Origin of the sequence: Pseudarthrobacter sp. MEB009, from assembly GCF_030208875.1 — a bacterium.
Lineage (GTDB): Bacteria > Actinomycetota > Actinomycetes > Actinomycetales > Micrococcaceae > Arthrobacter.
Map to the genome: position 1 here is coordinate 605,139 of NZ_JARVTC010000013.1, position 13,219 is coordinate 618,357.

At 66.5% G+C, this 13,219-nt stretch carries 13 protein-coding genes; 8 read left to right on the top strand and 5 right to left on the bottom strand.

Annotation, left to right across the window (positions count from 1 at the left end; genetic code table 11):
• Window positions 1-2 precede the first annotated feature (2 nt).
• Window positions 3-1,505 (top strand): dihydrolipoamide acetyltransferase family protein, encoded by a 1,503-nt coding sequence (locus QRN07_RS14060; protein ID WP_285241337.1) that lies wholly within the window; start codon window positions 3-5, stop codon window positions 1,503-1,505.
• The gene (locus QRN07_RS14065; RefSeq protein WP_231685972.1) at window positions 1,498-2,127 is read left to right on the top strand and encodes a phosphatase PAP2 family protein; all 630 of its coding nucleotides are present in this window, start codon (window positions 1,498-1,500) and stop codon (window positions 2,125-2,127) included. Before QRN07_RS14060 ends, QRN07_RS14065 begins: the two co-directional genes overlap by 8 nt.
• A gap of 16 nt (window positions 2,128-2,143) precedes the next feature.
• Here the strand turns inward: QRN07_RS14065 and QRN07_RS14070 are convergent, their stop codons facing one another.
• The 4 genes from QRN07_RS14070 to QRN07_RS14085 all read right to left on the bottom strand — a co-directional run bounded on the left by QRN07_RS14070 (window position 2,144) and on the right by QRN07_RS14085 (window position 4,886).
• Window positions 2,144-2,479: a hypothetical protein gene (locus QRN07_RS14070; protein ID WP_285241338.1), complete on the bottom strand. Its 336-nt coding sequence runs from the start codon at window positions 2,477-2,479 to the stop codon at window positions 2,144-2,146.
• A gap of 151 nt (window positions 2,480-2,630) precedes the next feature.
• On the bottom strand, window positions 2,631-3,059 hold the full coding sequence (locus QRN07_RS14075; RefSeq protein ID WP_050683612.1) for a universal stress protein: 429 nt from the start codon (window positions 3,057-3,059) through the stop codon (window positions 2,631-2,633).
• Between the two features lie 45 nt (window positions 3,060-3,104).
• Complete coding sequence (locus QRN07_RS14080) at window positions 3,105-4,397, bottom strand: aminotransferase-like domain-containing protein (RefSeq protein WP_050683611.1); 1,293 nt, start codon at window positions 4,395-4,397, stop codon at window positions 3,105-3,107.
• Between the two features lie 48 nt (window positions 4,398-4,445).
• Window positions 4,446-4,886, bottom strand: a complete 441-nt coding sequence (locus QRN07_RS14085; RefSeq protein WP_231685971.1) for a hypothetical protein — start codon at window positions 4,884-4,886, stop codon at window positions 4,446-4,448.
• Between the two features lie 10 nt (window positions 4,887-4,896).
• Between QRN07_RS14085 and QRN07_RS14090 the strand changes: the two genes are divergently transcribed.
• Window positions 4,897-5,307 (top strand): BatC protein, encoded by a 411-nt coding sequence (locus QRN07_RS14090; RefSeq protein WP_197273487.1) that lies wholly within the window; start codon window positions 4,897-4,899, stop codon window positions 5,305-5,307.
• 164 nt (window positions 5,308-5,471) lie between these two features.
• Here QRN07_RS14090 and QRN07_RS14095 read toward each other — a convergent pair whose 3' ends face one another.
• Window positions 5,472-6,035 carry an NAD(P)H-dependent oxidoreductase gene (locus tag QRN07_RS14095; RefSeq protein WP_050683610.1) on the bottom strand — a complete coding sequence of 188 codons (564 nt, stop codon included), beginning with the start codon at window positions 6,033-6,035 and terminating at the stop codon, window positions 5,472-5,474.
• Between the two features lie 122 nt (window positions 6,036-6,157).
• On the opposite strand from QRN07_RS14095, the gene QRN07_RS14100 reads away from it, so the two are divergent.
• From QRN07_RS14100 to QRN07_RS14120, 5 genes are all read left to right on the top strand, one after another.
• Entirely contained in the window at window positions 6,158-6,766 is a 609-nt protein-coding gene (locus QRN07_RS14100) for a TetR/AcrR family transcriptional regulator (protein WP_231685970.1), read from the top strand.
• A 359-nt stretch (window positions 6,767-7,125) separates the two neighbouring features.
• Window positions 7,126-8,109 carry an ABC transporter permease gene (locus QRN07_RS14105; RefSeq protein WP_050683608.1) on the top strand — a complete coding sequence of 328 codons (984 nt, stop codon included), beginning with the start codon at window positions 7,126-7,128 and terminating at the stop codon, window positions 8,107-8,109.
• Between the two features lie 2 nt (window positions 8,110-8,111).
• Complete coding sequence (locus QRN07_RS14110; protein WP_050683607.1) at window positions 8,112-9,101, top strand: ABC transporter permease; 990 nt, start codon at window positions 8,112-8,114, stop codon at window positions 9,099-9,101.
• Entirely contained in the window at window positions 9,098-11,335 is a 2,238-nt protein-coding gene (locus tag QRN07_RS14115; RefSeq protein WP_285241339.1) for an ABC transporter ATP-binding protein, read from the top strand. Before QRN07_RS14110 ends, QRN07_RS14115 begins: the two co-directional genes overlap by 4 nt.
• Window positions 11,336-11,387: 52 nt before the next feature.
• A complete protein-coding gene (locus QRN07_RS14120; RefSeq protein ID WP_050683635.1) occupies window positions 11,388-13,106 on the top strand; it encodes an ABC transporter family substrate-binding protein in 1,719 nt (572 codons plus the stop codon).
• The last annotated feature ends 113 nt before the right edge of the window (window positions 13,107-13,219 follow it).

A 13,219-nucleotide genomic window follows, 5' to 3' on the forward strand; every position in this document is an offset into this window, starting at 1 on the left:
TCATGACTTTAAACAAGTTCAACCTGCCCGACGTCGGCGAGGGGCTCACGGAGGCGGAAATCGTCGCCTGGAAGGTCAAGCCCGGCGACACCGTGGCCGTCAACGACGTCATCTGCGAGATCGAAACCGCCAAGTCGATCGTGGAGCTGCCGTCCCCGTTCGCCGGGACCGTCAGGGAACTGCTGGTGCCCGAAGGCGTCACCATCGATGTTGGCACCGCCATCATCAGTGTGAGCGATGACGTTGCAGGCGACCCCACCCCCGCCGATGTCCGTGCGCCCGAGGCTCCTGCCCAATTGATGTACGGCACCTTGCCCGCGGACGCCGGCGATGACGCGGCAGCAGCGGACGACGCCGGAACACCGGGAGCGCGGCCGGCCGGCGGTCCGCTGGTGGGTTCGGGCCCCAAGGCCGACGCCGTGAAGCGCCGCCCCCGCAAGACAGCGGCGGCGCCTGCGCAGGCCGCACGCCCCGCTGCCCCGCCCGCGCCCGCCACTGCGCCGGCGCCGGCCAGCGTGCCCGCGGCCGGCCCGGTGGCGGTGCCTGCCGCCCCCGCTGGAGCCGAGGACACCAGGCCCACCCTTGGTGGCACCATCACCGGCCTGGTCAACCGTGTCCTCGCCAAGCCCCCGGTTCGCAAGATCGCCCGCGACCTCGGTATTGACCTCGCGGACGTTGTGGCCACCGGGCTGCGTGGTGAGGTCACCAGGGAGGACCTGGTGAGCTACCAGTCGCAGCGCGATGCCGAGCTGGACAAGGCAGACGGCTTCTGGGGCAAGGCCGGCAAGCCGCAGGACCAGCGTGTGGAAACCATCCCCGTCAAGGGTGTCCGCAAGGCCACGGCCCGGGCCATGGTGGAGTCGGCGTTCTCGGCCCCGCACGTGAGTATCTTCGTGGATGTGGACGCCAGCCGGACCATGGAGTTCGTCAAGCGGCTCAAGGCATCCAGGGACTTCGAGGGCGTCAGGGTTTCTCCGCTCCTGATCCTTGCCAAGGCTGTCATCTGGGCCGCCGCCAGGAACCCCAGCGTCAACGCCACCTGGGTGGACAACGGCGCGGCAGACACCGCCGAAATCCAGATCAAGCACTACATGAACCTGGGAATCGCCGCCGCCACCCCGCGCGGGCTGATGGTGCCCAACATCAAAAACGCCCAGGACCTTTCCCTGAAGGAACTGGCGCTGGCGTTGAACAACCTTGCCACCACCGCCCGGGCCGGCAAGACCCAACCCGCAGAAATGCAGGGCGGCACCCTGACAGTGACCAACATCGGCGCCCTCGGCATCGACACGGGGACTCCCATCATCAACCCGGGCGAAGTGGCGATCGTAGCCTTCGGCACCATCAAGCAGAAGCCCTGGGTCCTGGACGGCGAGGTCATCCCCCGGTGGATCACCACGCTGGGTGGTTCCTTCGACCACCGCGTTGTGGACGGCGACCTGTCCGCCCGGTTCATGGCGGACGTAGCCGCCATTCTGGAGGAGCCGGCGCTGCTCCTTGACTGAAGCTGCGGTGCCGGCCGCCGGAATCATCAGGGCAAAAAACAGGGCTGCCCGCTGGATCACCGAAATCCTCCAGCCGCCGGTGGTGGTCAGTGCACAGCTTCTGCTGAGCCCGCTGACCACCCCGGGCTTGCCTGGAACACTGGGCTACGGGGCGCTGGCGGCCGTGTTTGTCTGCCTGCTTCCGCTGGGCCTGCTGCTCATCCTGGTCCGGCTGGGACGTGTCAGCGACCACCACATCAGCAACCGCAAGCAACGCGCCCCCGTGCTGGTCCTGACCCTGGTCTCCATTGGGGTGGGGCTGTTGGTGCTGGCCGCAACCAGGGCTCCGCCCAGTGTCACCGCCATGGTCCTGGCCGTGGTGGGCGGCGTGGTGGTCCTGGCGGCAGTGAGCCCCTTCTGGAAAATCAGCGGCCACGCGGCGGCAATTTCCTCGTCCACGGTCATCGCCGTGCTGATGCTGGGACCGGCATGGCTGCCGCTCGTGCTGCTGGTCCCGGCCGTGGGGTGGTCCCGGGTGGTCCTGCGGGCACATACCCTGGCGCAGGTAGTGGCGGGCACCTTGTTCGGCGGTGTGGTGATGGCCGGGATCTGGTGGCTCCTGCAGGGCTGGTTGGTGGGCTAGCCAGCCCCGGCCGGGATCAGTACGCCGGGTAAGCGGCCAGCATCTCCAGCGTCGAAGGATCCAGCGTGGCGCCGATAGCCACCGCCGCCATGGTCATTACCGTTCCCAGGACGGCAGTTGCCGCACCCCAGGCCGCCAGGAACTTCCAGTCGTCCCGCAGGGTGCTGCCCACCGTTTCGGGGAGCCGCAAGCCGGGCGAGATGGTGTTGGGGGCAGTGTCCACGCTGCCGTCGTCGAGCAGCGCCACCACGGTGCCGTTGCTCCGGTCCACCCGCATGGAGCAGATGTGGTTGCCGTGGCGGGCCAGGAGGATGTCGTGGCCTACAAGCTGGCGGCGCTGGAGAGTGATCAAGGATGCCCCTTCGGGTGCTGGTGGTCTGGTCCGCACCATTGGGGCTGCTTCAATTTTATCGTTCGCTCCGGGCGGAAACCCCGATCCGGGCGTGAGAACGGACACCCCCCGCCGCGACAATGGCCACAGCGGGGAGCGTCCGCGGATGCTGCTAGTCGGCGTCGTAGGTGTTCGCGATGTACACATCGCACGGCGCGTTGTGGGCCACGCTGTTGGCCACACTGCCCAGCACCCGGCCGATCCCCTGCATCCGCCGGTTTCCCACCACGATGATGCGTGCTTCCCGCCGCACAGCTTCCTTAATAAGGGCATCTGCCGGCCTGCCCCGGGCTGCGGAGTAGGTCACGGCGACACTGCTGCCCAGGGAGTCCGCAACGGTCCGCGCCACGTGTTCGGCGGCGTCCGCGTCGGAAACGATCCACTGGTCGCTGCCGCTGCCGAAAACCTCTGTCCGGTCGCTGTCGAAAGCCGACACCACGTGCAGCGAGGCTCCCAGGGCGGCTGCCAGGTCCCGTGCGGACTCTGCGGCCCGCTTGGCCGTGTCGCTGCCGTCGACCCCTACAACGATGATTCCGCTCATGCGCCTTGCTCCTTCGCTTGGTGTGTCAGGTTTGTGCTGCCTACGCTACAGCGCCGCGATGGCTTCCTGAAGGACCGGCGCCAGCCGGCGTACTCCTTCGGCAATGGCATCGGGGGGAACGGCGCTGAATGCGAGGCGAAGTTTGTTGGACGGTTCATCCGAGGGCGTGAACGCGGCCCCCGGAATAAACACCACACCGGCCTCAATGGCTTTGTAAAGCAGCGGGTAGGTGTCTATGCCCGCCGGCAGGGTGACCCACACGAAGAAGCCCCCGTCGGGCGAGGTCCAGGTGGCACCTGCAGGCAAGTGCTCCTCGAGGGCTTCGATCATGGCGCGGCAGCGTTCGGCATAAAGCCCCCGGTAGGTCTCGATCTGGCCTTTCCAGTCGTAGTCGCGCAGGTAGGCGGACACGAGCATCTGGTTCAAGGCCGGCGGGCACAGGGTCACCGACTCCGCCGCGAGGTAGTACCGGCGCTGCAGGTGGGCGGGCACCAGGGCCCAGCCGATCCGGAGGCCGGGGGCGAAGATCTTCGAAAAGGAGCCCATGTAGATGACGTCGTCCGGGTTAGCGGCCCGCAACGGGGCCAGTGGCCGGCCGTCAAACCGCAGCAGCCCGTAGGGGTTGTCCTCCAGGACCAGAATATTCGCTTTACGGCATATATCGACGATCTGCTGGCGGCGTTCCGCCGCGAGGGTGATGCCCGACGGGTTGTTGAAGTTGGGGATGGTGTACAGGAACTTGATGGTCCTGCCTGCCAGCTGAAGGGCTGCGATGCGCGCCTCCAGGAGATCGGGCACCAGGCCATGCTCATCCATTGGCACGGTTTCCACCTGGACCTGGTAGGCCTCGAAGGTGTTCAGGGCGCCCACGTAGGTGGGGTCCTCAACCAGGACCACGTCCCCCGGGTCACAAAACACCTTGGTGGCCACGTCCTGCGCCGACTGGGAGCCGGCGGTGACCACCACGTTTTCGGGGCGGGCGTCGGTGATGCCTTCGGCGGCCATGACTTCGCAGATCTGGGCCCGGAGTTCGGCAGTGCCCTGGCCTGCACCATACTGCAGCGCGGTGAGGCCCTCTTCGGCGATGATCCGTGCCGCTGTGGCGGCCAGCCGGTCCAGCGGCAGTGACTGCAGGTAGGGGCTGCCCCCCGCCAGCGAGACCAGGCCCTCGCGGAGCGAGATATCAAAAACGTCCCGGACTGCTGACTGCCGGATGTGGGCGGCCCGCTCAGAGAACAGCTCCTGGTGGCGGTGGGCTGATGTCGCGGCCCGTTCGATGGCATCAATGGCTTCGGCCGGCAGCGCACCCGCGGCGGTATCAAGTGTTTCGTGGCTCACATCCTCAGGATACAACCGGGTGTTGCCTGAAAAGTAACAGCTGTTGAATCATGATTCACCCGGTGGCGGCGTTCCGGCGGTTCCGTCCCCTTGGTCCAGGCGGAGCGCCTGCCCCAAGGGCACGCCATTGATGTAGATCTCGGCCCGGACGGCACCCACGGCGGCCACGGCTGTCTGGGTCAGCTGCATTTCCAGCCTGGGCAGGTCGCAGACGCCACCGGGGTTGAGCCCGCCCGCCAGGTACACCGTGACGGTGGTTCCGTCGAAGCGGCCGGACAGGAGCGTCAGGGTGGCACCTGCCAGGGCGTTGTAGGTGCCCGCAGGCAACGCTGCCCCAACATCAGTGGATTCCGCTGGTCCGAGGAGGGGGCCCAGTGCAGCACGCAGCGGCGCCGCGGCAGTGGCGGCCGGCAGCTGCCGGGAAAGGCCCACCAGGCTGTCATTGCAGCCGAAGCGGACGCCGTTCCGGCCGCCGTCGTCCAGCAGCACGTAGTACGTGGTGACGGTACGCAGTCCGGAAGGCGCACTGGTGCCGGAGGCCGGTATGGGACCGGGGACGGGTGCAGCGACGGGGGCCGAAGGGGGCGCCGAGGAGGGGGTGGCGGCGGCACCAGGGGTGGCCGCCGGTGGGGGACTGGACCCGCCAGTGCCGGGCGCAGGAGCCGGGCTGACCGGAGGCGCGGCAGGAGGAGCGCCGGGCGTCGCCGAAGCTGCGGACGGAACAGCCGCCGCCGTGGATGTGGTTGGGGCCTGCGGCCAGGGCGGAGCCTGCGGCCCGGGCGCCGGCGGGCCGGCCGGAACATCAGGGTTGGTGGGGGCAGGCACAACCCCCGGCGCCGGGGCGCAAGCGCCCAGCCAGCAGCAGAGCGCCAGGGCCGCGACGGCCGACTGCCGCGTTCCCCTCCCCTGACCGGCACCCCCGGTTCCTGGCATCCTGCACCGCTTTTCCGTTCCGGCCCGTCCAGCGCGGCGGCTCCGGTTGATTAACGTTACGGCCGGCGGCGGGACCGGGGATCTCCGGGTGGTACCGGTTGGGACAAGAGTTGGTTACAGCAGGGCTGCCGCCTCGAGGTACTAGGCGGCAGGTGCTGCGACTGCGGCGTCAAGGGCATCGAAGACGCCCTTGATCTGCTCCACGACCTCTGCGTCGTCCTTGGGGTGCAGTTCGGCGAACCGGACCAGCGAGCCGGGAACAGCCAGCTTGGCGTCCGCCAGGACGTTTGCGCCCGCGATGCCGGCAGCCTTGCGGGCCTCATCCTGGGCCCAAACCCCGCCGAACTGGCCAAAAGCGGTTCCGACGACGGCGGTGGGTTTGCCGGTCAGGGCGCCGGCGCCGAACGGGCGGGACAGCCAGTCGATGGCGTTCTTGAGCGGGGCCGGGATGGTGCCGTTGTACTCGGGGGTCACCAGCAGCACGGCGCCGGCTTCTGCGGCAGCGGCACGCAGCGCGGCGGCGGCGGCTGGAACGGAACCTTCTACATCGATGTCCTCGTTGTAGAACGGGATGTTGCCCAGGCTGTCGTGGATAACAACAGCGACGTGCTCCGGGGCGTTGAGTTGGATTGCTTCGGCCAGCATCTGGTTGGTGGACTCGGCGCGGAGGCTGCCGACGAGCGTCAGGACGGTGTTCTTGGACATGGGGACTCCTTGGGTTCGGGCCGCGGGGGTTGCGGCGCAGCACAGCTGGGGCGTCGGAACGCCTTCATCCAGAGTAAACGGACCACAGTCCGTTTAATATTCCCGGGGACTAGACTGAACCTGTGAGTTCCATCCCAATGCGGCCGGGAGTGGCCCCGGTCACCGCTGCCGAGCGCAGTGACGCCGCCCGGAACCGGGAGCGCCTCCTAAGGGCTGCCCGCGAACTCATTGAGGAGGGCGGGGTGGCCGGCCTAACCATGGACCGGCTGGCGGAGCACGCCGGCGTGGGCAAGGGCACCGTGTTCCGGCGGTTCGGCAGCCGTGCCGGGCTGATGGTGACGCTGCTCAACGACTCAGAAACCGACTTTCAGTCGCGGTTTATGTTCGGGCCGCCGCCCCTGGGTCCGGGCGCGCCCGGCCTTGAGCGGCTGATCGCCTGCGGCATCGGGCGGATCCAGTATGTACTGGATTTCGGGGACCTGGTTCTCGCTGCGGAAATGGCGTCGCGGGGCCGTTTTGAAGTTCCCGCCGCAGCCCTGTGGAACCGGCATATTGAGATGCTGCTGCGGCAGGAAGGCTATGCCCCCGAGCCTGGCCTGATGGCCGGCTCCCTTGCTGCCACCCTGGATCCTGAGCGGCTCCTGAACCTGGTCCGGGTCCACGGCGTTGCGCCGGAACGGCTGATGGCTTCCTGGCAGGACCTTGTCACACGCGTCGTACGCGGGGCGTAGGCTACGTCAGCTCCGGACCCTCGGTCCAGTCACATGAGCTTTACAGGAATGTTCATAACAATCTGATACGGGCCAGTAGCTTTCGGGCCGTCCCGGCGCAATCCGGGCCGCGGGCTGTGATAGTTTCCTCTGGAATGTGACCCGCAACATAGTCCACCAGGACCGGCCCCAAAGGCTGCGGGACGCCAGCCACCCGCTGGCACAGAACCCGGTGAGGCGGAGCAAACCCCCGCTCATCCGGGGATGACGGAAGGATCCAGCACGTGATTGTTGTTTTGCCCCGTATCCCGGCACTCCAGCTGCCACCCGCGCAGTGTCCTTCCGTCCAACGGCCGGCGGCGAAACAGAAGTAGCGCCCCATGCTCCGCTACCTTGCCAAACGCGGCTTCACTTACCTGGTCATGATCTTCCTGACCACCTCCGCCGGATATTTCCTGGCCGTCAGCTCCCTCAAACCGGCGCTGCTGGAACAGGAACGCATCCCCCGCCCCACCCCGGAGCAGGTCGCCAACTCCATGCGCCTCAAGGGCCTGGACCCGGACCTCAACCCGTGGGAGCGGTACGTTGACTGGCTCACCGGCATCGTGACCCGCTGGGACTGGGGCCGCAGCCCGAATGGCGCTTTCATCAACGCCGAATTTGGGGACCGCGTGTGGATCTCCACCCGGCTTTTCCTCGCCTCGATTGTGCTGACCCTGATCATCGGCGTCGCGCTGGGTGTGTACTCCGCCGCCCGCCAGTACAAGTTCCAGGACCGGGTCATCACGTCATACAGCTACCTGGCCTACATCGTGCCGGCCCCCATCGCCTACTTCCTGGTGCAGTTGGGCGCCATCAACATCAACGAAACAGTTGGCAACCGCATCTTCTTCGTCACCGGCATCTCAACCCCCGGCATGGAGCCCGGGTGGGCGCAGTTTGTGGACATGGTGGGCCACTACGCAGTACCAACGGTGGCCATCACCCTGGTGGGCTGGGGCTCCTACCAGATCGCCCAGCGCCAGTACCTTCTGGACAACGTCAACGCCGACTTTGTCCGAACGGCGCGCGCCAAGGGGCTGACCCGCAACCAGGCCATCAGCCGGCACGCCCTGCGCGTGTCCTTTATCCCCGTGGCCCAAAGCATCGCCTTCACCATCCCGGCCATCTTCGCCGGCGGCTTCTTCGCCGAAAAGATCTTCGCCTGGCCGGGCGTCGGATCCTGGAGCATTGACGCCATCTCGCTGCAGGACGTCAACGCGGCCACCGCCACCCTTGCGTACGGCTCCGTGATCTTCGCCCTGGGCGCCATCCTGGCGGACTTCGCCACCACGCTTGTAGACCCGAGAGTGCGGGTGCAGTAGCCATGACCAACCTTAACGCCGTAGACCCCGCAGCAGTTGCCGAGGAAGCACACCTGGAAAACGCCGATGTTGTCATCGGCAAATCCACCATCATCTTCCGCCGCTTTATGCGCAACAAAACGGCCGTGGCCGGGCTGGTGATCTTCCTGGCCTTGGTGGTGTTCTCCTTTGTGGGCAACTTCTTCACCACCTGGGACAAGGAGACCATCGACCCCTTCAACATCGGCATGCCGCCTTCTGCGGAGCATTACCTCGGCACTTCGCAGGCCGGCATCGACCTTTACGCCATGACCGTGGAGGGGACCCGGATCTCCATCCTGATCGGCTTGATCGTTGGCCTGGTCTCGGTGCTGATCGCCGCCGTGTACGGCTGCACCATGGCCTACTTTGGCGGCAAGGTGGACAAGGTGATGCTCTTTGTCCTGGAGGCGCTCATCATGATGCCCGCGCTGCTGGTGGTGGCCGTGGCCACCAGCGGCGGCGGTGCCAACTTCAAGCAGAACCTGCCGTCGTGGCTGCTGCTGATCATCGTCCTGCTGATCTTCAGCTGGATGGGAACGGCCCGGCTCATCCGGTCCCTGTCCATGTCCCTGATGCAGCGCGATTTCGTCAAGGCCGCCCAGTACATGGGAGTCCCGCCAGGGCGGATCGTGTGGCGGCACCTGGTGCCGAACATCGGCTCGCTGCTGGTCCTCGACGTCACCCGCGGCGTCACCGGCGCCATCCTCGCCGAGGTGGCCTTCTCCTTCATCGGCATCGGCATCAAGGTCCCGGACGTCAGCCTCGGTGTGCTGATCGGCGCGGCCACCTCACAGGTCCAGACCTTCCCCTGGATGTTCTGGGTGCCCCTGGCAGTGATGTTCCTCCTCACCGGGTCGCTGGCCATGATGAACGACGGGCTGCGGGACGCGTTTGATCCCAGCTCCAGTTCCGTGGGCAAGGCCCGGAAGACCACTGCCAGGAAGAACCGCGCGGAGATGAAGACCCCATGAGCAGCGAAACCACCACCGGAGCCTTCGAGCCCACCCCGTCCGCTGTGGAGCGCCTGCATGTGGCCGGCCTCCACGCCCCCACCGACGCTGTCCTGTCCGTCCGGGACCTGAATGTCCGGTTCAACTCCGAGAACGGTGTGGTCCATGCGGTCCGCGGCGTGGACTTCGACCTGCTGCCGGGCAAGACCCTGGGCATTGTGGGCGAGTCCGGTTCGGGTAAATCGGTCACGTCCCTGGCCATCATGGGCCTCCTGCCGCCCACCGCCGAGGTGTCGGGTTCCGTCCGGCTCCACGGCAGCGAACTGCTGGGACTCAGCGACAAGGCCATGTGCGCATACCGCGGCAACGACCTCGCCATGGTGTTCCAGGACCCGCTCTCCTCCCTGACCCCCGTATACACGGTGGGCGCCCAGATCATCGAGGCGCTGACCATCCACAACCCCGCCATGAGCAAGCAGGCCAAGGAGGCCCGCGCCGTCGAGCTCCTGGCCATGGTGGGCATCCCCAGCCCCAGGGACCGGCTGCGGGCCTTCCCGCACGAGTTCTCCGGCGGCATGCGCCAGCGCGTCATGATCGCGATCGCGATCGCGAACAACCCGCGCGTGCTGATCGCCGACGAACCCACTACCGCCCTGGACGTCACCATCCAGGCCCAGGTCCTCGAAGTGCTCCACAAAGCCCAGGAGGAAACGGGCGCGGCGGTGGTGATGATCACCCACGACCTCGGGGTGGTGGCCGGCATGGCGGACGACATCATGGTGATGTACGCCGGCAAGCCGGTGGAGACCGGCGTGGTGGACGAGATCTACTACAACCCGCGGATGCCCTACACCCTGGGCCTGCTGGGGGCCGTGCCCCGCGTGGACGTCTCGGAGAAATCATCCCTGATCCCCATCGAGGGCATCCCGCCGAACCTCATCCACGCCCCCACCGGCTGCTCCTTCGCGCCCCGCTGCCCGCTGGCCACCGACGCCTGCCTCGAGGGCGAACCGGCGCTGCTGCCCGTGGCCGGCAGCGGCCCGCACAGCGCCGCCTGCATCAAGTCGGACTCCCTTGGCCAGGACGTGGACGGGCACGAAGTGTTCTCCGCCCCGCCCGTTCCCGTTTCCCGTTTCGACGCGATTCCCCGCAACGAACGCGCCACGGTGCTCCAGCTCAACGATGTCCGCAAGTACTTCCCGCTGACCAAGGGCGCACTGCTGAAGAAGCGGATCGGCACCGTCAAAGCGGTTGACGGCCTGAGCTTCGACATCCGCGAGGGCGAATGCTTCTCCATCGTGGGGGAGTCCGGCTCCGGCAAAACCACCACGCTCCTGGAAATCATGGAGTTCCATAAGGACCAGGACGGCGAGGTGGTGATCGGCGGCATCAGCAACAAAAAAGCCACTGATGCCCGGACCAAGAGCGCCATGCGCCGGGAACTGCAGATGGTGTTCCAGGACCCCACCGGCGCCCTTGACCCCCGGTTCACCGTCTACGAGGTCCTCGCCGAACCCCTCCAGAACGCGGGAATGGACAAGCCCGCCATCCGGAAGCGGATCATGGAGCTGATGAAGCTCGTGGGCCTGCAGCCGGACCACGTGAACCGCTTCCCCAACCAGTTCTCCGGGGGCCAGCGCCAGCGCATCGGCATCGCCCGGGCCCTGGCAGTCAACCCCAAACTGGTGGTCCTGGACGAACCGGTCTCCGCCCTGGACGTCTCCGTCCAGGCCGGCGTCATCAACCTGCTGGACAAGCTTCGGGCCGAACTGGGGCTGAGCTACCTGCTGGTAGCCCACGACCTCTCGGTGGTCCGGCACATCTCCAACCGGGTTGCCGTGATGTACCTGGGCAAGATCGTGGAAGTGGGCGAGGTGGACCGCGTGTTCGATAACCCCCGCCACCCCTACACCAGGGCCCTCCTGTCCGCCATCCCGGTACCGGACCCGCACCTGGAGCGCACCAGGGAACGCATCATCCTCAAGGGCGACCTTCCCTCTCCCCTGGATGCCCCCAAGGGCTGCAACTTCGCCACCCGCTGCCCGGTTTTTGCCGCGTTGCCGGCGGCGAAGCAGGAAAAGTGCCTCACGCTGGAGCCGCCCCTGGAAGCCGCCGGGCCGTCGTCGGCCGTCCAGGTCCTGGAAGCCGGCTCCGCGGAACCCCTCGACCAGCGCTTCGCCTGCTTCTTCCCCGACGGGGAACTGGACGAGGAAATGCTTGTGGTCCACGATTCGGCGGAACACAATGCACCCTAGATTTTTCCGACCCATCACCAGCATCACCACCCGCACCAACGAAGGGAACACCATGAGGAATCTGACGAAGATCGGCGGAGCAGCAGCCATCGCTGCGGCTCTTACGCTGACGGCATGCGGCAACGGCGGCGGGTCCACCGGCCCCGAAACCGCCAAGGGGCAGGAGTCGGGCAGCGACCTCTCAAAGCTCATCAGCGTCAACGAGAAGCCGGCAGCAGACCTTGAGCAGGGCGGCAAGGTCACCCTTCCGCTGGGCAACATCGGCCCGGACTTCAACGGTTTCTCCAACAACGGCAACAGCGCGGACAACTCCGCCCTGCAGATCCCGATGAACCCGGTGGCCATGAACAGCGGCGGCATCGGCGGCTGCTGGAAGGTCGACTTCCTGGGCAAGGTCACGCCCAACACCGACTTCTGCGAGACCGTGGACAGCGAGGTGAAGGACGGCAAGCAGACCATCACCATCAAGGTCAACGACAAGGCCACCTACAACGACGGCACCCCCATCGACGTCAAGGCGTTCCAGAACACCTGGAACATCCTCAAGAGCCCCGACGCCGGCTACGACATCGTCAGCTCCGGCGCGTACGAGTTCGTCGAGTCCGTCGAGGCCGGCAGCAGCGACAAGGAAGTCATCGTCAAGACGACCCAGCCTGTCTACCCCGTGGATTCGCTCTTCTTCGGCCTGATCCACCCGGCCGTGAATACCCCGGAAATCTTCAACGAAGGCTTCAACGGCGACATGCACGCCGAGTGGATGGCCGGCCCGTTCAAGCTGGACCAGTACGACACCGCGGCCAAGACCGTGACCCTGCTCCCCAACGAGAAATGGTGGGGCGCCAAGCCGGTCCTGGCCAACGTCACCTTCCGCCAGCTGGAAAGCAGCGCAGCCATTGCCGCTTTCAAGAACGGCGAAATCGACGCCGTCTCCGCCAACACCATCACGCCGTACAAGCAGCTTGAGGGCACCAAGGACGCGGACATCCGCCGCGGCCAGCGCCTCTTCGCCGGCGGCATGAACATGAACGCCCAGCGGATCACCGACGTTGCCGTCCGCAAGGCCGTCTTCGCCGCCGTCGACCGCGAAGCACTGCGCAAGGTCCGCTTCAACGGCCTGAACTGGGAGGAGCCCAGCTCCGGTTCCATGATGGTGCTGCCGTTCTCCGAGTACTACCAGGACAACTACCCCGTCAAGGAAACCGGCGCCGACGCAGCCAAGAAGGTGCTCACCGACGCAGGCTACGCCCCCAACGCCAACGGCATCATGGAGAAGGACGGCAAGCCCGCCGCCTTCAAGATCAGCAACTTCGGCGACGATCCCACCACGCTTGCCTTCACCCAGACCCTGCAGAAGCAGCTCCAGGCCGGTGGCATGGACGTTGGCATCGACCAGCGCGCCTCCGCCGACTTTGGCAAGGTCATTGGCGGCCGCGAGTTCGACATGAGCGTCTCCGGCTACACCGTGGGTCCTGACGCAACGGACGCCGTCAAGCAGTACTACGACTCCAAGACCAACGAAAACGAACTGGGCGACGCCGAGCTGGACAAGAAGATCGCCGATCTCGCATCCATCGAGGACAACGCCGAGCGCAACAAGGCGGCAATGGAAGTTGAGAAGGAGCACATGGCGAAGTACTTCTCCATGGGCGTGGTCATGAACGGCCCGCAGATCTCCTTCGTCCGCACGGGCCTGGCCAACTACGGCCCGTCCCTGTTCCAGAGCCTCTCGCAGGTTCCGGACTGGACCACCCTGGGCTGGGAAAAGAAGTAATCCCCACCTGATCCGGGTTTTTCCGCGACGCTCCCCCACCTCGCAGCCTTTACGGGCTGGAAGTGGGGGAGCGTCTGCGTTTAAGCCCGGAACGTGGGGGAGTAGCGTGGAGG